Origin of the sequence: Kitasatospora cystarginea (assembly GCF_039533515.1) — a bacterium.
Taxonomy (GTDB): Bacteria; Actinomycetota; Actinomycetes; order Streptomycetales; family Streptomycetaceae; genus Kitasatospora; species Kitasatospora cystarginea.
The window spans coordinates 39,195-61,681 of record NZ_BAAATR010000035.1 but is presented as its reverse complement, the minus strand read 5'-3'; the positions used below and the strand labels follow the sequence as shown (position 1 = coordinate 61,681).

At 74.3% G+C, this 22,487-nt stretch carries 4 protein-coding genes; all 4 read left to right on the top strand.

Going from position 1 to position 22,487, the window contains the following annotated elements:
- Window positions 1-8 precede the first annotated feature (8 nt).
- Genes ABD369_RS30255 through ABD369_RS30240 form a run of 4 tightly spaced genes read left to right on the top strand, consistent with a single transcriptional unit; the run spans window position 9 to window position 22,472 of the window.
- Window positions 9-19,991 (top strand): SDR family NAD(P)-dependent oxidoreductase, encoded by a 19,983-nt coding sequence (locus ABD369_RS30255; RefSeq protein ID WP_344639765.1) that lies wholly within the window; start codon window positions 9-11, stop codon window positions 19,989-19,991.
- On the top strand, window positions 19,988-20,983 hold the full coding sequence (locus ABD369_RS30250; RefSeq protein ID WP_344639764.1) for an LnmK family bifunctional acyltransferase/decarboxylase: 996 nt from the start codon (window positions 19,988-19,990) through the stop codon (window positions 20,981-20,983). The genes ABD369_RS30255 and ABD369_RS30250 overlap by 4 nt, the downstream gene beginning before the upstream one ends.
- Window positions 20,980-21,246, top strand: coding sequence for an acyl carrier protein (locus tag ABD369_RS30245; protein WP_344639763.1), 267 nt, complete (start codon window positions 20,980-20,982; stop codon window positions 21,244-21,246). The genes ABD369_RS30250 and ABD369_RS30245 overlap by 4 nt, the downstream gene beginning before the upstream one ends.
- A complete protein-coding gene (locus tag ABD369_RS30240) occupies window positions 21,243-22,472 on the top strand; it encodes a hydroxymethylglutaryl-CoA synthase family protein (protein WP_344639762.1) in 1,230 nt (409 codons plus the stop codon). The genes ABD369_RS30245 and ABD369_RS30240 overlap by 4 nt, the downstream gene beginning before the upstream one ends.
- Window positions 22,473-22,487 lie beyond the last annotated feature (15 nt).

The following is a 22,487-nucleotide window of genomic DNA, read 5'->3' as shown; positions in this document are numbered from 1 at the left end:
GAAGTACCGTGACAGAGCAACGGATCGAGTGTCGCGTGGTGCTGGCCGACAGCGACTTCATCATGCGCAACCACCGCGTGCACGGCGTGTCGGTGATGCCCGGGGTGACCTTCCTCGACATCCTCTTCCGCATCCTGCGCAGCCGGGGCCTGGACCACCAGCGGGCCGTACTCCGCAAGATCCTCTTCACCGAGGCGATCGCCACCACCGACGGAGCGGACCGCGAGATCCGGATCACCATCGCGCAGGCCGGACCGGACGGCACCCGGGCGGTGACGGCCGAGAGCCGCTGGGCAGGGGTCCCCGGCTCGCCCTGGCGGGAGAACATGCGGGCCGTACTCGGCTTCGACGGCGACCCCGCCGCCGACACCACGATCGACCCGGCCGCACTCAGGGCCGGCGCGGTGCGCCGCTACGAGCTGGCCGAACTGTACGCCCGCGCCCGGGACGAGAACATCCGGCACGGGGCCGCCATGGCCTGCCACGGCCCGCTGCACGTCGGCGACGGATACCTGCTCGCCGAGCTGAACCTCGACGCCACCGCCCCCGAGGCCGACGCCTTCCATCTGCACCCTGCGCTGCTGGACGCCTCCACCATCGCCGCCTACGGGCAGACGGAGGCCGTCTCCCGGGAGCCCTTCATCCCGGTCTACATCGACCGGTTCCGCGCGCCCGGGGCCCTCGGCCGGCGGGTGCACCTCTACGCCCCGGCCCCGGAGCGGCTCGCCGACACCCGGGACGTGATCACCAGCGACTACGGCCTCTACGACGAACAGGGCCTTCTGCTCGCCGAGTTCGGCGCGCTGATCTGCAAACGGATCCGCCGGGCCGGGCTGATCACCCGGCTGCTCGACGGCCTGGAGTCCACGGCGGCGGACGAGCCCGCCGCGACCGGGGCGCCCGATGGCTGGGAGACCTCCTTTGCCAACGCGCCCACCGTGACCGGGAGTTCGGCGGACGCCTCGGTCGTGGAGCAGGGGGCGGGCGCGCTGGAGGCGTTCACCGCCCGGCTGCGCGAGCTGGTCGGCGAGGCGCTCGGGCAGCGGCCGGCCGAGGTCAGCGGCACCACCGGATTCTACGAACTCGGCCTGGACTCCGGCGACATGGTGCGGATCAGTGAGCGGTTGGAGGAGGCGGTGGCCGGGACGCTCTACCCGACCCTGCTCTTCGAGTACACCGACATCGACAGCCTGGCCGCCCACCTGGCCGAGCACCACGAGTACCGCCGGCCCGCCGGTGCCGTGACCACCCCTCCGGCACCGGAAGGCGCGTCGCCGGCGGCCGCCACCGCCCTGCTGCGCCCCGTCTGGTACCCGGCCCCGGCCGAGGCCGGAGCACTGCCCGAGGGCGACCTGGTCGTGCTGGCCCCCGGCAGTGAACCTCCCGGCCTGACGGCGAAGTTGGGCGAACTCCTGCCCGGCCGCCGGGTGCTGCTGGCGGCACCCGGGGCCGTCGGCGACGGTGAGCACCGGATCGGTCTCGACCCGGCCGATCCCGCGCGGTTCGACCGGCTCTGGCCGGACCTCGCGGCCCGCGGGGTGCGGCCGGGCGCCCTGGTCCTCCTCGCCGCCGAGCAGCCGGCCGAACCCGCGGCTCCGGCCGCCGAGTTGCTGAGCGTCGCGCGGTCGCTGGTCCGCCACCGCCCGGGTGAGGCCTGCCGGCTGCTCGCCGTCCACCCGGGCCGGCTCGGACGATCGGTCCCCGAGCTGCCGGCGCTGGGCGCCCTGGCCCGCTGCGTGACCGCCGAGGCGCCCGCGATCGGCTGCCGGGCCGTCGAAGTGGACCGTTGGACGGTCGAGGAGGTGGCGACGGCGATCCTCACCGAGCTGCGCGACGGTGGCCGCGCCCCCGCGGCCCGGTACCGGAGCGGCACCCGTGAACTGCGGGCCTTCCGGCCGGAGCCGCCCCATGCCCCGGACGCGCGCGGACCGTTGCGGGAACACGGCGTCTACGTGGTCACCGGCGGTTCGGGCGGACTGGCCGGAGTACTCGCCGATCATCTCGCGGAGCGCTACCGGGCCCGGATCGCGCTGATCGGCCGCCGTCCGGCGGGCGGTACGGCAGCGGAGGAGGACGCCAGGCGCAGTGCGGCGGGGGCCCGGGTGCTGCGGCTCACGGCGGACGTGACCAGCAGGCCGGAGACGGAGGTGGCCCTGGCCCACGTCCGCCGGGAGTTCGGGCCGATCAACGGGGTCTTCCACCTCGCCGGCAGCACCGCCGACTCGCTGTTCCAGAACAAACCGGACGACGCTCCGGCGGTGGTGGCCGCCCCCAAGGCGATCGGCGCACTGCACCTGGACGAGGCGACGACGCACGACCCGCTCGACCTCTTCGTGCTGTACTCCTCGCTGTCGGCCTCCCGGGCCGTACCGGGCCAGAGCGACTACGCCTTCGCCAACGCCTATCTGGAGCACTTCGCCGAGGCCAGGTCGGGGCGCGCCGACCGGTTTGGTCGGACCTACGCCATCGGCTGGCCGATGTGGGCCGACGGCGGCATGCGGCTCACTCCGGAGGCCGTCGCGAACTCGCGGCGCGTCGAGGGGACTTGGCCGATGCCAGCCCCGGACGGTATCGCGCTACTGGAGCAGGTGCTGCGCGGCGCCGAGGGCACGGTGGTGGCCGTCCACGGCGCACCGGAGCGGGTAGTGGAACTGCTGCCGAAGGCGCCGCTCCCGATGCCCGCGACGCCGATCGGCACCGAGGCCGACTCGGGCCGACCGGCGGTCGGACCGGACGGCTCGACCGGATCAGACCGATCGGACGGACCGGACGGACCGGACGGGCTGATCGCGGTGGTCGGACTGGCCGGCCGCTACCCGGACGCCCCCGACCCCGATGCCTTCTGGCGCAACCTCGCGGCCGGCCGGGACAGCATCACCGAGATCCCGGCGGACCGCTGGGACCACACCCGCTACTTCGCCCCGGAGAAGGGCCGGCCTGGTTCGACCTACAGCAGGTGGGGCGGCTTCCTCGACGGCGCGGACCGCTTCGACCACGCGTTCTTCGGCATCTCCCGCCGGGACGCGGAGCGGATGGACCCGCAGGAGCGGCTCTTCCTCACCACCTGCTGGCAGACCCTGGAGAACGCCGGCTACCCAGCACCGGCCCTGGCCGGCGAGACGGTCGGCGTGTTCGTCGGCGTGATGTGGAACCACTACCAGCTGTTCCAGGACCAGGGCGTGGCCCCCACCGCCATGCACGCGGCCGTCGCCAACCGGGTCTCCTACACCTTCGACCTGACCGGGCCGAGCATGGCCGTGGACACCGCCTGCTCCTCCTCGCTGACCGCCGTCCACCTCGCGGTGGAGAGCATCCGCCGGGGCGAGTGCACCCTCGCGCTGGCCGGCGGCGTCAACCTCACCCTGCACCCGCAGAAGTACCTCCAGCTCGCCCAGGGCCAGTTCCTCGCCGAGGACGGCCGCTGCCGCAGCTTCGGCGCGGACGCCACCGGCTACGTGCCGGGCGAGGGCGTCGGAGCCGTCCTGCTGAAGCCACTGCGCCGGGCGGTGGCCGACGGTGACCACATCCACGGCGTCATCCGCGCCACCTCCGCCAACCACACCGGACGGACCAGCGGTTTCACCGTGCCGAGCCCCGACTCGCAGGCGGCGCTCATCCGTAGTGCCCTGGACCGCGCCGGAGTCGACCCCCGCACGGTCGGCTACGTCGAAGCGCACGGCACCGGCACCGCGCTCGGTGACCCGATCGAGATCGAGGGGCTGCGGCGCGCCTTCGCCGACGCCGACCCGGCCGGCAGCGGCTGTGCCGTCGGCTCGGTCAAGTCCAATATCGGCCACCTGGAGAGCGCCGCCGGGATCGCCGGACTCACCAAGGTGCTGCTGCAACTGCGCCACGGCCGACTCGTCCCCTCCCTGCACACCGAGCGGCTCAATCCGCACCTGGACCTCGCGGACTCCCGGCTGCGCGTGCAGCGCGGGCAGGGCGAGTGGGCCAGACCCGCCGACGGCTCGGTGCGCCGCGCCGGTGTGAGCGCGTTCGGCGCGGGCGGTGCCAATGTGCACGTGCTGGTGGAGGAGTACGACCACGGCCGGCCGGCCCCGGCGCCCGAGCCGGACACCGGGCTGCTCTTCGTCCTCTCCGCACCCGACGAGAACTCCCTGCGCGGCTACGCCGGCGCACTGCGGGCCACCCTGGATCCGGCCTTCCAGGCCACGTCCTCCCAGGACACGGTCTTTGACGACGGCACCGAGCTCGCCCGGCTGGCCGCCGGAATCCTCGGTGTGCGGCCCGACCAGATCGACCAGGACGCACCGCTCGGCGAACTGGGTCTGGACGGCTCCACCCTGCTCGAACTGGCCCGCCAGACAGGTGAGTTGCTCGGACGGGAAGTCCCGCCGGATGCGCTCACCCTGGACGGAACCCTGCGGGCGATCGGCCGATCCGCTCCGGGGAGCGGGCGCTTCGCCGCCGACGTGGCGCACACCCTGCAGGTCGGGCGCACCGACCGGGCCCACCGGCTGGCCGTGGTCGCCGACGACCCGGCCAACGGGATCGCCCGCCTGATGGCCGGTCTGGACGCGTACCTGCGCGGCGAACCGGCGGACGGTGCGAACTACCTCTCCGGCTGGGCCGATTCCGGTCCGACGAGTCCGACGAGTCCGACCAGTCCGGCCGGTCCGACAGCCGCCGACTGCGCCGAGCTGTTCCGGGCGGGCCGGCTGCGCGAACTGGCCGCCGCCTGGGTCCGGGGTGCCGAGGTGCGCTGGCCGGCGGTGCGAGAGGTGGCCGGGCGACCCGCCGGACGGCGGATCCCGCTGCCCGTCCATCCGTTGAGCGAGGAACCCTGCTGGATCGGCCGCTGGCGCAGCGCGGCGACCCCCGACGCCGGCGAGCCGGACCGCTCCGAGCCGGACCGCTCCGAGCCGGACCGCTCCGTGCCGGACCGCTCCGTGCTGGACCGCTTCGAGCCGGACCGGGCCGGTCACCCGTTGGATCAGCGACCGTGGGAGGTAGCAGCGGCCGATATGCGGCCGGTGGCGCGCGGGGCGGAACCGGAGCGCTCCGCCGAACGGCCCGGCGCGGACGACGCTCCCGCCGTCGAACTGCGGGTGCTCGACCCGGGTATCGCCCTGGTCACCATGCGGGGCGAGAGCAACATGTTCACCGAGGAGACGGTACGCGGGCTGGAGGCGGCGTTCGCCGAGCTGTCGGCCGACGACGCGGTGAAGGTCGTGGTGCTGACCAGCGCGGGTCCAGCCTTCAGCATGGGCGGCACCCCCGAGGCGCTGGAGCGGCTGGCCGGCGGCCGGGGCAGCTTCACCGACGTCCCGTTCCTCTACGAGGGCCTGCTGAGCTGCGACCGTCCCGTGATCGCCGCGATCTCCGGGCACGCCTCCGGCGGTGGCCTGACCTTCGGCCTGCACGCGGATGTCGTGCTGCTGGCCCGCGAGGCGATGTACTCGGCCAGCTTCCTGCGCTACGGGTTCACTCCCGGGCTCGGGGCCACGTACATCCTCCAGCGGCGGCTCGGCCGCTCGCTGGCCGCCGAGATGTTCTACACCGGCAGACCGCTGAGCGGTGCCGAACTGGCCCGCCGGGGAGCTCAGTTGACCGTGCTGCCGCGTGCCGAGGTGCTGCCCGCCGCGCTCGACCTCGCCCGGTCCGTCGCCGCCCGCCCGGCCGGGGCCGTCCGCGAGCTCAAGCGCGAACTGGCCGGACGGACACTGGCCGAGCTTTCCGGCGTGGTGGCCCGCGAGGCCGAACTGCACGGACGGGTGCTCGGCCGCGACGCGGTGGACCGGGTACACGCCCACACCGCCCGGCTGGCCGGCTACCGAACCCCCGGCCCGCACGCGGCGGCACCGTTCGAGGAGACACCGTTCGAGGAGACACCGCAGCCGGCGCTCGCGGCCCCCGCCGATGCACCGGACACCATGACCGCTCCGGACACCGTGACCGCTCCGGTCGGTGGCCCCGTCGCCGAACCGTCCGCTGAGCCTGTCGGGACTTCCGTACCTGCCGGGCCCGACCGCGACGCCGTGGTCTCCGTGGTCATCGAGACCCTCTGCGACCACCTCTACCTGGGCCGGGGCGAGATCGACCCGCGACTTACCTTCAGTGAGATGGGCGTCGACTCGCTGGGCGTGGTCGAGATCGTCCGGGACCTGAACGAGCGCTTCGGCCTGACCCTGGACTCGGTCGCGGTGTACGACCACCCGACGCTGGGCCGCCTCGCCGACTTCACCGTCGCCGAGGCGGGCCGGGCACACGCCCTGCACGCCGCCGCCCTGGCGGTCGAGGCCGGCGCCGTCCCCAGCGCACCGGTCCCGTCCCCGGCCGGGACCGCGTCCTCCGCGCCCGCCCCCTCCCCTCCGGTCCCGGTGGAACCCCCGACAGCAGCCCCGCAGCGCCCGCTGCCCCCCGCCCTGACGCTGGTCAATCCCGCTGCCGGGCAGGCCCCTTCGGCACCGGCCCCTTCGGCACCGGCCCGTCCGGGACCGGTCGTCCTGGCCCCGGTGCCCGGGCGCACCGTGCCCGCCGATTCCGTACCGGCAGGGGCTGGAACGCCAGCGACTGAACCGCCAGTGACTGAACCGCTTGTGGCTGCGTCGTCTGCGGTGGGGCCCGCCGATTCCGTGCCGCCTGTCGTTGATCCGGGGCCGGTGTCCACGGCGACGGGCGGCGGCGTCATCGGGCCGGTGGACATCGCGGTGATCGGGCTGTCCGCGCGCTTCCCCGACGCCCCGACGGTGGAGGGCTTCTGGGACAACCTGATGGCCGGCCGCAGCAGCATCCGCGAGGTGCCCGCCGAACGCTGGGACGTAGACCGGTACTTCGACCCCGACCCGCGTGCGCCGGGCCGCACCTACAGCCGGTGGGCCGCGCTGCTCACCGACGTGGACCGGTTCGACGCCGGGTTCTTCCATCTCTCGCCGATGGAGGCCGAGTTGATGGATCCTCAGCAGCGACTGTTCCTCCAGGAGGCGTGGTCGGCGCTGGAGCACGCCGGGTACGCCGTTCCGGGCCCGGAACGGGCTCGCTGCGGAGTGTTCGTCGGGACCGGCCAGGGCGACTACCTCCGGCTGCTGGAGGAGGTCGGCCAGGACGGCTCCGGGCAGGCCTTCCTCGGCAACTCCCCGTCGATCCTGGCCGCCAGGATCGCCTACCACCTCAACCTCGGCGGGCCCACCGTCGCCGTCGACACCGCCTGCTCGTCCTCGCTGGTCGCCGTCCACCAGGCGGTGACCGCCATCCGCGCGGGCGAGTGCGACCTGGCCGTCGCGGGCGGGGTCGCGGTGATGCTCACGCCGCGCATGCACGTCTGGACCAGCCGCACGGGCATGCTCTCCCCCTCGGGCCGCTGCGCGCCGTTCGACGCCTCGGCCGACGGGATGGTCCTCGGCGAGGGGGTCGGAGCGGTGGTGCTCAAGCCGCTCGACCGGGCACTCGCCGACGGCGACACGGTGTACGCCGTGGTCAAGGCCACCGGCACCAACGGCGACGGGCGGACCAACGGCATCACCGCGCCCAGCGCCGACTCCCAGGCCGCCCTGCTGGCCGAGGTCCACCGCCGGGCCGGAGTCAGCGCCCGGGACATCGGTTACATCGAAGCGCACGGAACCGGGACCCAGCTCGGCGACCCGATCGAGGCCAAGGCACTCGGCCGGATCCTGCGCGGCCGGTCCGCCGCGGACCCCTGTCCGGTCGGCTCGGTGAAGTCCAACATCGGCCACACCACACTGGCGGCGGGCATCGCCGGGTTCATCAAGGTGGTGCTCGGCCTCCACCACGGCGAGATACCCCCGTCGCTGAACTACCGCGAGACCAACCCGGAGATCGACCCGGCGGTGCCGATCCGCGTCGTCACCGAGCCCACACCCTGGCGACCGGGACCTTCGGGTGTCCGGATCGGCACCGTGAGCAGCTTCGGCTTCAGCGGGACCAACGCGCACGCCGTACTGGCCGAGGCGCCCGCCCGCCCCGCCCCGGCGGAGCGGCCCGGAAGCACGGAGGCCGTACTGCTGCCGCTCTCGGCGCGGACGCCGGACGCGCTGCACACGCTGGTCCGGGAGCTGGCCGGGCAGCTGACCGAGGAGCACGATCTGGGCGACGTCGCCCGGACGCTGAGCCTTCGCCGGGCGCACTTCCCGGTGCGGGCCGCGTTCGTGGTGCGTGACCTCGCGGAGTTGCGGGAGCAGGCCGGACTGCTGTCGGCGGGTGGCCGGCCCACGCTCGACCGGTACGGTTCCCGGCTGCACCGGCTCGCCGAGGACTTCCTGGCCGGACGGGAGGTCGACTGGCAGGCGCTGCATCGGGACCGGCCCGCCCGGCACGTCCCGCTGCCCGGCCACCCCTTCGCCCGTACCTCGCACTGGATCACCGGCTCCGGCCGTACCATCACGGTGCCGGCCGCCCGGGCCGAGATGACGCTCGGGCCCCGACCGGACGCGGGTGGTACCGGGGCACACCGGTTGCTGGTCTGCCGGCCGGAGTGGCAGGCCGCAGACCCGCCCGCCCCGCGCCCGCTCGCCCCGCGCCCGGCCGCAGTCGGCGGCCGCCGGGTGGCGCTCGCCCACACGGCCACCGCCGGTCCGCTGGCCGACGCGCTGGCGGCCAGGCACTCCGCCGACGAGGTGGTCCGCATCCCGCTGGACGGCGCCGAGCGCGCGCCCGGGCCGTTCGACGTGCTCTACGTCCTGGCCGGTCCGCCGGCCGGTCCGGCGGTCACCGGGCCGGCCGGCGATCCGGTCACCACGGCCGCCTTCCGCCTGCTCAAGCAGCTGATCCGGGCCGGGCAGTCGGACCGCGAGCTGACGATCCGTCAAGTCGTCTACGGGGTACTGCCGGTGAGGGAGGCGGACGAGGTCGAAACGTGCGGCGCTGGCCTGCCGGGCCTGATCCGGAGCCTGGCCGCGGAGTACCCGCACTGGGAGGTCGGTTGCCTCGACCTCGGCGGCGCCGACCCGGAGGACGTCACGACCCAGGCCGACCGGATCGTGGCCGAGGACGCCACGCACCCGGTGGTGGCCTGGCGGGAGGGGCGGCGCTACCTCCGGCGCTTCCGGCCCGTTCCCGAGCAGGACGGGCCGACCCCCTTCCGGGACGGCGGCAGCTATCTGGTGGTCGGCGGGAGCGGCGGCCTGGGTCGTGCGGTGAGCCGGCGGCTGGCCGCCGACCACCGGGCCGGGCTGGTCTGGCTCGGCCGCCGGCCGGCCGACCACCCCGAGGTGGCCGAGGGGCTGGCGGAGATCGCCCGACTCGGCGGCGAGATCCGGTACGTGTCCGGTGACACCGCCGATCCGGTGGCCGTCCGGGCCGCGGTGGCGCAGGCCAGGGAGTCGTTCGGCGCGCTGAACGGGGTCCTGCACGCGGCGGGCGAGCTGTGCGACGTGCCGTTCGCGCGGATGACCGAGGACGAGTTCGGCCGGGTGATCACGCCGAAGTCGGCCGGTGCGGCGGCGCTGCTCGACGCCCTGGCGGGGGAGCGGCCGGACTTCTGCGTGTTCTTCTCCTCCGCCGCGTCCTTCGTCGCCTCGCCGGGCCAGGCCAACTACGCGGCGGCGGCTACCCTCGAGGACGCCCTCGCCTGGAACGCGCGGCGGCGGTACGACTTCCCGGTGTCGGTGGTGAACTGGGGCTTCTGGGGGAGCGTCGGCGCCGTCGCCCGGGAGCGCTACCACCGGTCCTTCGCCGGACTCGGCGTCGGTTCGATCGAGCCGGAGGACGGCGTGCCCGCCCTGGCCCGCGCGATCTCCTCCGGACTCGGTCAGCTGCTGGTCATCAAGGCGGACCCGGCCCGCCTGGCCGAGCACGGCATGCCGCTCACCGGCGCTCCGCTCACCGCCGGGGCGGTCACCGGCGTTCCGCTCGCCGCCGGGGTCCCGGAGAGCACCCCGGACGTGCGGCCCGGTACCCGCCGCTACCTGCGGCGGATCTTCGCCGAGGTGCTCAAGTGCGCAGAGGACGAGCTGACCGACCGCGAGACGTTCGAGACCTTCGGGGTCGACTCGCTGATCGGTGCGGAGATCGTCGATCGGCTCTCCCGGGACCTGGGCGAACTCCCGGCGACCCTGCTCTTCGAACACCTGACGATCGAACGGCTCGCCGAACACCTGACGGCCGTGCACGGCGACCGGCTCGCCCCGCTCACGGCCGCCGACCAGGAGGAGGCCATCGGCCCGGAGCACGCCACCGCCTCGGCGGTGCCGACCACTTCGACGGCGCCGGCCGCCTCTGCGCAGCCCTCCGCCCCGGCCAGCTCCGCGGAGCCCATGGCTCCGGCCAGCTCCGCCCCGGCCACGTCTGCGGAGCCCACGGCCCCGGCGGTCGAGCCGGTGCCCGCCGGTGCCGGAATCGCCGTCGTGGGGGTCGCCGGCCGCTACCCGGGCTCGCCGGACCTGGCCGCCTTCGCCCGCAACCTGGCGGCCGGGGTCAACTGCGTCACCGAGGTACCGGCCGACCGCTGGGACTGGCGCGAGTACTTCGACGCCCGCCGCGGCCAGCCCAACCGCAGCTACGGCCGATGGGCGGGCTTCCTGACGGACGTCGACGCCTTCGACCCCCAACTCTTCGGCATCCTGCCGCGCGAGGCGGGCTCGATCGACCCGCAGGAACGGCTCTTCCTGGAGACCTGCTGGAACCTGCTCGAGGAGAGCGGCTACCTCGGCGAGCACACCAGGGTGCCGGAGACCGGTGTCTTCGCCGGCCTGATGTACGGGTCGTACGGCCAGCTCGCCGCCGAGGGGTGGAGCCGGGGCGAGTTCACCGGCGCCCACTCGGCGTACTGGTCGGTGGCCAACCGGGTCAGCCATGTGTTCGACCTGACCGGTCCGAGCATGGCCGTCGACTCGGCCTGCTCCTCCTCGCTGATGGCCGTCCACCTGGCCTGCGAGAGCATCCGCCGCGGCGAGTGCCGGATGGCCGTCGCCGGCGGGGTGAACCTGATCCTCCACCCGGCGCACCTGGTGGCGCTGTCCAGCCGGAACATGCTGGCAGGCGGGCCCGGTTGCCGCCCGTTCGACGCCGATGCCGACGGCTACGTGCCGGGTGAGGGCGTCGGCGCGGTGTTGCTGAAACCGCTGGCGGACGCCGAGCGCGACGGTGACCGGATCTGGGCCGTCATCCGGGGCGGCTGGACGAACGCGGGCGGCAGGACCAGCGGATACACGGTGCCCAACCCCAACGCCCAGGCCGAACTGATCGGTGAGTCGCTGCGCCGCGCCGGCGTGGACCCCCGGACCGTCTCCTACGTCGAGGCGCACGGCACCGGAACGGGCCTCGGCGACCCGATCGAGATCGCCGGCCTCACCCGGGCGTTCGGCGGCGCCACGGAGGACGGTGTCGCCGGGCGGACGGTCCCGGTCGGCTCGGTGAAGTCCAACATCGGCCATCTGGAGGGCGCGGCCGGCATCGCCGGGCTGACCAAGGTGCTGCTCCAGCTGAAGGAGGGCCGGCTGTACCCGAGCGTCAACCTCGACCGGGCCAACCCGAGGATCGGCTTCGAGAAGTCGCCGTTCCGGCCGCAGACCGCGCTGGCCCCGTGGCACCGGCCCACGCTGGAGCAGGACGGTGTCCTGGCCGAGTGTCCGCGCCGGGCCGGTGTCAGCTCCTTCGGCGCCGGGGGTGCCAACGTCCACCTGGTGCTGGAGGAGTACCGGGACCGGCGCGAGCCGGAGCCGGCGGGTGAGCCGGCCGGCGGCCGGCAGGTGTTCCTGCTCTCCGCACGGACCCCCGAACGGCTCGCCGTCCTCGCCGGGCGGGTCGCGGACCGGCTGGCGGAGGCCCCGGACGGCGCCATGCTGCGCGAGCTGGCGTGGACCAGCCAGACCGGGCGGCGGGAGATGGCCGAGCGGCTGGCCGTGCCGGCCACCGGAACGGACCAACTCGCCGCGTCCCTACGGGCCTTCGCCGACGGAGGGCAGCCGGACGGGCTGCTGCGCGGTACCGTGCGGCGCGGAGATCCGCCGTCCTGGGAGGGCGACGACCCGACCGAGGCCGCCCGCGCCTGGGTGACGGGCGCCGAGGTGGACTGGCGGCGGCTGTGGCAGGGCCCGCGCCCGCGCCGGGCGGCCTTCCCCACCTACCCGTTCGACCGCACCCGGCACTGGCTCCCGGGCCCCGCGAGGCCGGCCGCAGCGCAGCCGGTGCCGGAGCAGGTGCCGGTGCCGGAGCAGGAGTTGGCCCGGGTCGAGTACTCCCGGCCGGTCTGGGAGGCGGCCCCGCTGCCGATGCCGGAGGGCGCGGTCCCGCGCACCGTCCTCCTGGTCGCGGAGGACACCGCGTCGGCCGCCGAACTGGCCGAGGGGCTGACGGAGCGGCTGGCCGAGCATTCGGTCACGGTTGTTCCGGTGGTCATCCCGGTCGTCCCGGGAACGGTCTTCGGCCGCACCGCCACCGGCGGCTACCGGCTGGCGCTCTCCGACCCCGAACAGTGCGCCCGGCTGGTGGCCGAGCTCGCGGACGGTGCCGGTGCGCCCGATGCCGTGGTCTGGTACGCCTCCGAGGGCGCCGCGGAGTACGGCACGGCCGCGCTCCCGGCCGACCTCGAAGCCGGGTTCCACGCACCGCTCTCCCTGCTGACCGCGCTGCTGGCCCGGGAGACGGGCCCGCGCGACCTCCGGGTGGTGTACGGCTATCCGGCACCCACCCCGGTCTCCCGCCCGGTCGATGCCGCGCTCGGTGCCGCCCTGCGCAGCCTGGCCCTGGAGCACAGCCGGCTCGGCGCGGCCCGGGTCGCCTTCGAGGGCGCCGAGGCCCTGGCCGAACCGCCGCTGCTCGCCGACCGCTTGGCCGGCGAGCTGCTCGCCTGCCGTCCCGGCACGGCCGAGGACGTCCGTTACCGCTCCGGTGAGCGGCAACTCGTCGGGATGGCCGAGTTCACGCCGGACGGGACCGAGCCCCTGCGGCTGCGGCCCGGCGGCACCTACCTGGTCACCGGCGGGCTCGGCGCGCTGGGCCTGCTGGTGGCCCGCCGGCTGGTCCAGGCCGGTCCGGTCACCGTGGTCCTGACCGGCCGTTCGGAACCGGACGGCGGGCAACTCGCGCTGCTGGCCGAGCTGTCCCGGAACGGCAGCACCGTCCGCCATCTGCGCGCCGACGTCTCCCGGCCCCAGGAGGTCCGTGAGCTCGTCGCCGCCGTCACGGACGAGCACGGGCCGCTGAGCGGGGTGGTGCACGCGGCGGGGGTCACCAGGGACGCCCGCGCGGTCACCAAGCGCCGGGCCGGCCTCGACGCGGTGCTCGCGCCCAAGGCGTTCGGATCGATGGCCCTGGACGAGCTGACGGCGGACCAGCCGCTGGACTTCTTCGTGCTGTTCTCCTCGGTGGTGGCCCGCAGTGGCAACCCGGGCCAGGTGGACTACGCCTATGCCAACGCCTTCCTCGACGAGTTCGCCGAGCTGCGGGCGCAGCGGCAGCAAGCCGGCCTCTGCTCCGGCCGTACCGTCTCGATCGGCTGGCCGCTGTGGGAGGAGGGCGGCATCACCGTCGACGGCGCGACGAGGGAACTCCTGGAACGGCGTTGGGGCATGGTTCCGTTGAGCACGGCCGGCGGTCTGCGGGCCTTCGAGCTGCTGGCGGCGGGCCCGCAGACCCGGGTCTCGGTGGTGCAGCGGGCTGCTCGTCCGGCCGGGGGCGATGCGGTCCCGCCCGAGCCGACCGAGGTACTCGAGGAGGCAGCCGCGCCCGGGGGAGTGGGAAGTGCCGCCGGGACGTCCGGGGGCCCAATCGGCTCGGCCACGCCGGACATCGAGGCGGTGGAGCGTGAACTCCGTGCCATGGCAGCCGATTTCCTGCTGGTCGACCCTGCCGAGGTCGACCCCGGTGAGCAGTTGCTCGAGCTGGGGTTCGACTCGATCACACTGACCGAGTTGATCATCAAGGTCAACGAGCACTACGGCCTGGACCTGTTGCCCACCGTCCTGTTCGAGTGCCCGGACCTGGTCTCCTTCGCGGCCTACCTCGGCCGGCACCACGCCGTTGAGGTGGCGGCGCGGCACAGTCCGTCGGCGGAGTCCGAGCCTGCGGCAGACCCCGAGCCCGCACCCGCCGAAGGGCAGAAGCCCGAGCCGACCGTCCACCGGACCGAACGGCCAGGGCGGACGCCCGGCCGCCAGGCGCCGGCGGTGCGCTCCGGGCGGTTCGAGGTCGCCGTGGTGGGGATGGCCGGGGTGCTGCCCGGGTCCGCCGACACCGAGGAGTTCTGGGAGCACCTGGCGGCCGGGCACGACCTGGTGACGGCGGTACCCGAGGACCGGACCGAACTGCGGGCCGCCGCCGGGGCGGAGGGATTCCGCGGCGGCTTCCTGAACGGGATCGACCGCTTCGATGCGGGGTTCTTCGGTATCGCCCCGCGCGAGGCCGCCATGATGGACCCGCAGCAGCGGCTGTTCCTGGAGACCGCGTGGCGGGCGGTCTGGGACGCCGGCTACCGTCCCGCCGACCTGGCGGGCACGGCCACCGCCCTGTTCGCGGGCGTGTCCACCTCCGACTACGCCGACCTGCTCGGCAGGGACGGCGCCCGGGTCGAGGCCCACACCGCGACCGGCGTCGCCCACGCCGTGCTGGCCAACCGGGTCTCGTACCTGATGGATCTGCGCGGGCCCAGCGAGTCGGTGGACACCGCGTGTTCGAGCTCGCTGGTCGCCATCCACCGCGCGGTGCGCGCGTTGGCCGCGGGGGAGTGCGAGCAGGCCCTCGCGGGCGGGGTCAGCGCGCTGCTCAGCCCGGCCCTGTTCACCGCCTTCCAGCAGTCCGGGATGCTCAGTGCCGACGGCCGCTGCCGGACCTTCGACGCGGCCGCCGACGGATACGTCCGCGGCGAGGGCTGCGGGGTGGTCCTGCTGAAGCCGCTCGACCGCGCGCTGGCCGACGGCGACCACGTGTACGGGCTCGTCACCGGAACGGCCGTGGGCCACGGCGGGCGAGCCAACTCCCTCACCGCGCCCAACCCGGAGGCGCAGGCGCGGGTCCTGGTCCAGGCGCACCGCTCGGCGGGCACCGACCCGGACCGGCTGGGCTACCTGGAGGCGCACGGCACCGGTACCAGCCTGGGCGACCCGGTGGAGGTCGAGGGTGTGAAGCGTGCCCTCACCACCCTCTACGCCGACCTGGGGCGGGAGTTGCCGAACCGGCCGTACACCGTGCTCGGCTCGGTGAAGACCAACATCGGCCATCTGGAGGCCGCCGCGGGCATCGCCGGGGTGCTCAAGGTGCTGCTCGGCATGGAACACGGCCAACTTCCCCCGCACCTCCACCTCGAAAATCCGAACCCGCACATCAGGCTGGACGGCACACCGCTGCGGATCGGCACCGAACTCACCGACTGGGACGCCCCGGCCGGGGCCGACGGTGTGAAGTCGCGCTGCGCGGGTGTCAGTTCCTTCGGCTTCGGCGGGACTAACGCGCATGTGGTGCTGGAGTCCTACCGCCCGCGGCCCGCGGTGGAGGGCCACGGTCCGCAGCTGGTGGCCGTGTCGGCACCGACGCGCGAACAGCTGGCCGGCTACGCCGCCAGGCTCGTCCGGCGCCTGGAGCGCGGGGCGCCGGGCCTGGCGGAGGTCGCCCGCACCCTCCAGACCGGCCGCGAGGAGTGGCCGGAGCGGTTCGCGGTGGTGGTCGAGGACCGTGCGGAGCTGGTCCGCGCGCTGACCTCGCTGGCCCGGGGCGAGTCGGTGCCCGGCGGACACCTCGGCGCCGCGCGTGCGGACGGGCCGGCCACGGCCTACGGCGATCTGGACGGACTGGCCCGCGAGTGGGTCGGCGGCCGCTCCGTCGACTGGGCGCGGCTGTGGACCGACCGGCCGCCGCGGCGCACCCCGCTGCCCGGCATCCCGCTCAACGGAACCCGTCACTGGTTCGCCCCCGGCGCACCGGCACCCGACCCGGAGGTCACCATCGAAGCGCCATCAACCGTCCGCGCGGCGCGGACTCCCGCGCCGCAGCAGCAACGGGAGCGGGTGAGGCTGGCCCCCCTCGACGGCCTGCCGACCGTGCCGACTCGTGTGCAGTCCTTGTCTGACGTAACGTCAACCGCGGTGTCCGTGGCTGAGGTACCCGCGATCGTGCACGTGTGGGGGGACGAGGTGGTCACCGAGGTCCGCCGTACCGTGCTCGCCGGCCTCTCCGAGATCCTCGGCACCCCGGAGCGGGAACTGTCGCACGACCGGCCGTTCGGCGACCTCGGGCTGGACTCGATCTTCCGGATGGATCTGGTCCACAGGCTCAACGAGGCCTACGGCCTGGACCTGAAAGCGGCGGAGCTCTACGAACAGGACTCCGTCGACCGTCTGACGGCCCATGTGGCCGCGGCCCTCGGCGCGGTGCTCCCTCAGGCCCCCGCGGTGGCAGCGGCACCGGTGCCGGTACCGTCCCCGGCTCCACCCGTGGCGTCGGTTGCGCCCGCCGGCCCCCTCCCGGCCGGAGGGCCGGGGCCGGAGGCCGAGGCGCTCAGCCGGCTGATCGGGCGGACCGTGGGCCGGTCCGTCGAGCCCGGCTCGGACTTCGCCGACCAGGGCTTCACCTCCTTCGACATGCTGAGGGTGGTCGCGGTGCTGGAACGCCGGTTCGGCGCGCAGCGCAAGACCCTGCTGTTCGACCACCCCACCGTCAGCGCGCTCGCCGGGCACCTGGTCGCACTCCACGGTCCCGGTACCGCCGAGCTGCTGGCGGCCGAGGCGGCGGTCGACCCGGCGGAGGCGGCACCCCCGGCCCCGGACCTCGCCGCCGGCCGGCCCGCGGGCGTCGACCAGCCGGGCCCGCTGGTGGTACGCAAGCGCGAACTCGGCGAGCAGCCCGAAATCGCCGCGGTGCTGGCCGAGCTGGACCTCCGCCACGCCAAGGAGGGCGGCCTGCCGGGGCGGGACATCGCACCCCTGGTCTTCCTGGGTTCGGCCCGCACCGCGTACTTCAACTTCTCCCAGCGAACGGGCTCGGTCCTGGCCTGGAGCTACGTCGGATCCGAGGCGGACCTGCCCGGGCTGACCCGCGAGTACAGCGAGCACGCCGCCCGCCACGGCCTGCGGCCCAACCTGCTGTCCATGGTCCGGCTGACGGAGGTGGACGGCCGCCCCTACTCGGCCACGCCGTTCGGGGCCGTCCAACGGATGGAGAACATCCGGGACTTCACCCTCGCGGGTACCCAGAAGCAGAAACTCCGCTACATGGTGCAGCGGTTCGAGCGGGTGCCCGGAGCGGGAACGGCCGAGTACCGGGTGGGCTCCGAACCGGCCACCGACTCCCGGATCGCGGAGCTGATCGACCGCTGGTGCGCCACCAAGGACATGGTGAACCCGTACGTGTCCACCGTCCGGGAGGAGATCCGGCGCGGGGTGCTCGGCGAGCGGCACCGGATGTTCTTGACCCACACTGGCGAGGAGCTGCGCTGCGCGGTGATCGTGACACGCATCCCCTCCGAGCCCGGGTACCTGCTGGACCTGGAGTTCTACGCCGAGGACCTGCCGATGGGCGGACTCGAGTACACGATCACCCGGATCGTCCGGCTGCTCGCGGACGAGGGTTGCACCATGTTCAGCTTCGGGGCGAGTCTGGGCGTGCGGCTCGGCGCTTCGGCCAACGCCGATCCGGTGGCCGAGCGGGCGCTCGCGGAGCTGCGCTCCACCGGGGTCTTCACCGGGGAGGGGAACTTCCGCTTCAAGAACAAGTTCCGGCCCGTCAACCTGCCGATCTACCTGTGTCGACCGGCCGACGGCGAACCGACGGACATCGGCGAGATCATCCTGATGATCGCCAACCCCGAGGTACCGCAGCCGCAGTCCGTCGAACCCGACGCCCTGGCTACGCCCGCCACTCCCGCAGCCCCCGCCACTCCCGCAGCCCCCGCCACTCCCGCAGCCCTCATCACCCCCGCCAAACCCACCATCCCCGCCACGCCCAACGCCGTCCGCACGCGAGAGCGGCGGCTTGCCGCCACCGGCCACAACCCGCTGCTGCTCCCGTCCGTCGAGGCCGACTTCGACCTGGTCACCGACTCCTGGACGGAGCTCGACACACCGTTCGTCGCCGAGGGCATGGCAGCATTGCGTGCCCGGACCGACGCCGCCTCGGGTACGGAGCCGGACCTCGCGGCCCTGCTGCCGTTCCGGTACGCGGTGGCGACCGTGCGCGGACGGTCGGCCGAGGCGATGCTCTGCCGGGCGTGGCCGCGCCGGCGCGGATTCGTGGTGCAGAACGCGCTGTTCCCCACCTGGGCGATCAACCAGCTCGACCACGGTTTCACCCCGCTGCCGGTACCGGCCGCCGACGCGGTGGACGGCCGGACGCCGTCCTGGGGCGACCTGGACGTCGAGGCGCTGGCGCGGACGCTCGCCGCCAACCCGGGCAAGGTGTCCTTCGTCTGTGTGGAGACCAGCACCAACGCACTCGGCGGCCGCCCGCTCTCGCTCGCCAACCTGCGGCTGATCAGGCGGAGCGCGGACGCCCACGGCGTACCGCTGGTCCTGGACGCCACCCGGGTGCTGGAGAACGCGGCCTTCGTCGCCGAGTACGAGGCCGGTGAGACGGGCCGGAGCCTGTGGGAGGTGGCCGAGGAGATCCTCTCCCTCGCCGACACCGTCACGCTCGGCCTCTCCAAGGACTTCGGCATCGACGTCGGCGGCGTGGTGGCCACCGACGATCCCGAGCTGGCCGAGCGGCTGGCCGAGGACGTCCTCCAGCGGGGCGCAGAACCGGGCCTGACCCAGCGCCGGCTGATCGCCACCGCGCTGGCCGACCGCGAGCGGGCCGCCGCCGAAGTCACCGAGCGGATGGCGGCCGTCCGGGCCCTGCACGCGCCGCTCGCGGCGGCCGGTCTGCCGGTGTCCGCGTCGGGCGGCCACTGCGTCCTGCTCGACACCGCCCGGCTGCCGGGCGAGGCGGGACGACCGCACCGGGTGGCCGGCTGGCTCGCGTGGATCTACCGGCACACCGGTGTCCGCGGTGCGCCCCACCTGGCGGTCGGCCCGGAGAGCCAGGGGCTGATCCGGTTCGCGGTGCCGGTGGGCCTGGGGGTCCGCCGGGCCGAGGAGGCCGGGCGCCGGCTGGCGGCCTGCCTGCGGGACGCCGGTCCGGCCCCCGAGCTGGTCCCGGTCGACGCCCGGGCCGCCGCGCACCACCCGGCGACCGCCACCTACCATCCCGCCGCCGCCATCCCGGCCGACGTCCGGGCCGCGATGGACGAGGGACACCGGCCACTGAGCCAGAACCACGCGGTGCTGACCGAGTACCAGCCGGCCGTCCGGCGGCGCCTGCTCGGGTTCAGCGACGGCGAGGTCGAGGTGTTCGAGGCGGGCGAGGGCACCCCGCTGGTCCTGGTGCACCCGTTCAACATCGGGGCGGGCTTCTTCGGCCCGCAGTTCGCGGGCCTGGCCGACCGGCACCGGGTGATCTCGGTGCACCACTCGGGTGTCGGGGCCACCACGGCCGCCGCCGACCTGTCCGTGGAGGGCATGGCCGAACTGCTGCGCCGCACCCTGGACGCGCTGGACGTGCGGGAGCCGGTGCACCTGGCCGGCGCCTCGTTCGGCACGCTGCCCGCGCTCACGCTGGCGCTGCGGCACCCGCGCGAGGTCGCCTCGGTGACCCTGATCGGCGGCTCGTACAAGGTGGGCAACCGCCGGGGTGAGATGAACCGGCTGGCACTGGTGGCCCGGGAGGACTTCGACCACCTGCTGGCCCGGACCGGAAGCGAGCAACTGGCGACAGCCCGCGGCGAGTTCGAGGAGCTGCTGCTGCGCTGCGAGAGTCTGGACGCCCGGATCGGTCTGCGCTACCTGGACGAGTTCGACGCCTCGCGGGACCTGCTGTCGCAGCTCGCCACCCTGGCCGTGCCGGCCCTGATCGTGCACGGCCGGCACGACACCGTCGTCCCGCTGCGGACCGGCCACCTGCTGCACGGCACGCTCCCCGACGTCCGCTACGCCGAGTTCGAGGACGCCGGCCACTTTCCCAGCCTCACCTCGGCCGAGCGGTTCAACCGGGTCCTCGCCGACTTCCTGGCGGAGATCGACGCGACCGGCCGGCAGGAGAACCGATGACGTACCAGACCGCCCCGGCCGACGGCACCGCCCCGTCCGACGGTACCGGCCCGCAGCCGCCGGACGCGGGCACGCTCCGCCGCCGGGTCACCGTCAGCCCCGCGATGTGCGGACACAACTCGCTCTTCCTCGGCCAGATCGGCGACTGGACCTGGGAGACGGTCGGCACGCTCTGCGGGACCGACGTACTCGGCGCCCGCGGCGCCGACGGCAGCCCCGCCTACCTGGCCTTCTACTACTACCGGGTGCGCGGCAGCAGGGACTTCCACCTGCGCAGCGTCAGCTTCGGCGACGTGCTGGACGTCACCTCGCGCTCGTTCGACTTCGGCAGCGAGTCGGTACTGACGATCCACCGGATCGCGGCCGCGTCGGCCGCCGACCCCGGGCGCCCGCTCACCGCGGCGGAGTTCTACCGGGGCCCGGCGCCCGGGGAACTGCACGTGGAGAACTTCAACCGCTGGGTCAGCCGCCGCCGGGCCGGCTCCAACCAGGGCCTGGTGCCGGCCTCTCCGGCGGACTTCAGGCACCGCCGGCTGCCGGCGTTGCCCGAGGAGTACTCGCCGCGCCGGGCGTACGGCAGGGCCCGGCAGACCCTCAGCTTCTGCGACGAGCCGCCCGAGGAGTACACCCCCGTCGCCGAGGGCTTCACCACCCGCTACCGGATCGACATCACCCGTGACCTCAACGGCGTCGGACTCGTCTACTTCGCCTCCTACTTCTCCTTCGTGGACCAGGCGGTGCTGTGCCAGTGGCGTGCGCTCGGGCGGGACGACGGCGCCTTCCTGCGCCGCCGGGTGGTCGACCAGCAGCTGTGCTACGCCCAGAACGCCGACCCGGACACCGAGTTGGAGCTCGGCGTGACCGTACGGGCCCGGACGGCCGACAGGGCCGAGGAGTTGTTCGACGTCGTGATCCGGGACGCAACGACCGGAAATCTGATCGCCGTCAGCACCCAGCGGGTGTACCGGCAGCCCGAGGAGGAGGGGCAGTGAACGACACCGTGGGCCGCGAGGCCAGGTCAGCGGCCGAACTGGCGCTGCGGGAGGCGATCGGGGAGATCCTGCCGACCCTCCCGGCGGCGGAGATCACCGGCAACCGCCACCTGCGGGACCTGGGCGCCGACTCGGTCGACCGGATCGAGATCATCCTGACCGTCACCCGGCGGCTGGGCATCGACGAGCCGCTGTCGGCCTTCAGCGCCATCCCGGACATCGACCACCTCATCGACCACCTGGCCCGGGCGAGGCGCGCATGATCGGCATCGAGTGGCTCAACGTGTACGCCGGGCTGGCCGGTATCGCGCTCACCGAGCTGTTCGACGGCCGGGGACTCGACCACGACCGCCTCGCCAACCTGATGATGGAGCGTCGCTCCGTCGGCCTGCCGTTCGAGGACCCGGTCACCAACGCCGTCAACGCCGCCAAGCCCCTGGTGGACGCCCTGACCCCGGGGGAGCGCGCCCGGATCGAACTGCTCGTCACCTCCACCGAGTCCGGGGTCGACTACAGCAAGTCGGTCGCCTCCTACGTCCACGAACACCTGGGCCTGTCCCGCAGCTGCCGGGTGCTGGAGGCCAAGCAGGCCTGCTACGCCGCCACCGGCATGGTGCAGCTCGCCGCCGGCTGGCTGGCGTCCGGCCACTCGCCCGGGGCGAGGGCGCTGGTGATCGCCACCGACGTCGCGGTGGTCGACGAGTACGCGCAGTACGCCGAGGCCGCCACCGGCCACGGGGCGGCCGCCGTGCTGCTCGGTGACCAGCCGCGGATCCTGGCCATCGACCCCGGGGCGTACGGCCTGCACAGCTACGAGACCCTGGACTCGGCGCGGCCCGAGCCGACCCTGGACATCGCCGACGCCGACCGCTCGCTCTTCGCCTACCTGGACTGCCTCACCCGGAGCTTCGCCGACTACGCGGACCGGGTGGAGGGCGCCGACTTCGCCACCACCTTCGACCGGCTGGTGCTGCACACCCCGTTCGCCGGCCTGGTGAAGGCCGGGCACCGCAAGATGATGCGCGAGCACACCGCGGTCGGCGCCGAGGCCGTCGAGGCCGACTTCGCCCGGCGGGTCGCGCCGTCGCTGGCCTACCCGCAGGTGGTCGGCAACCTCTGCTCCGGGTCGGTCTACCTGGCGCTGGCCTCCACGATCGACCGGGCACCCGTCCAACGGCCCGAGCGGGTCGGCCTGTTCTCGTACGGTTCCGGCTGCGCGTCCGAGTTCCTGAGCGGGGTGGTGGCTCCCGAGGCCGGGCCGGAGCTCGGCCGGATGCGGATCGCCGAACGGCTTGCGGCCCGCCGGGCGGTCGGCTTCGAGGAGTACACCCGCCTGCTCAAGGAGACCCGGCGCTGCCTCGTCCCCGAGCGCGACCGCCGGGTGGACCCCGAGGACTGGTGGGACTTCGCGGACCGGGCCGCACACCCCGGCGAACTGCTGGTGCTCACCGGGGTGGAGAACCACCACCGGCGCTACGACTGGCGCTGACCGGGCGCCGAGAGG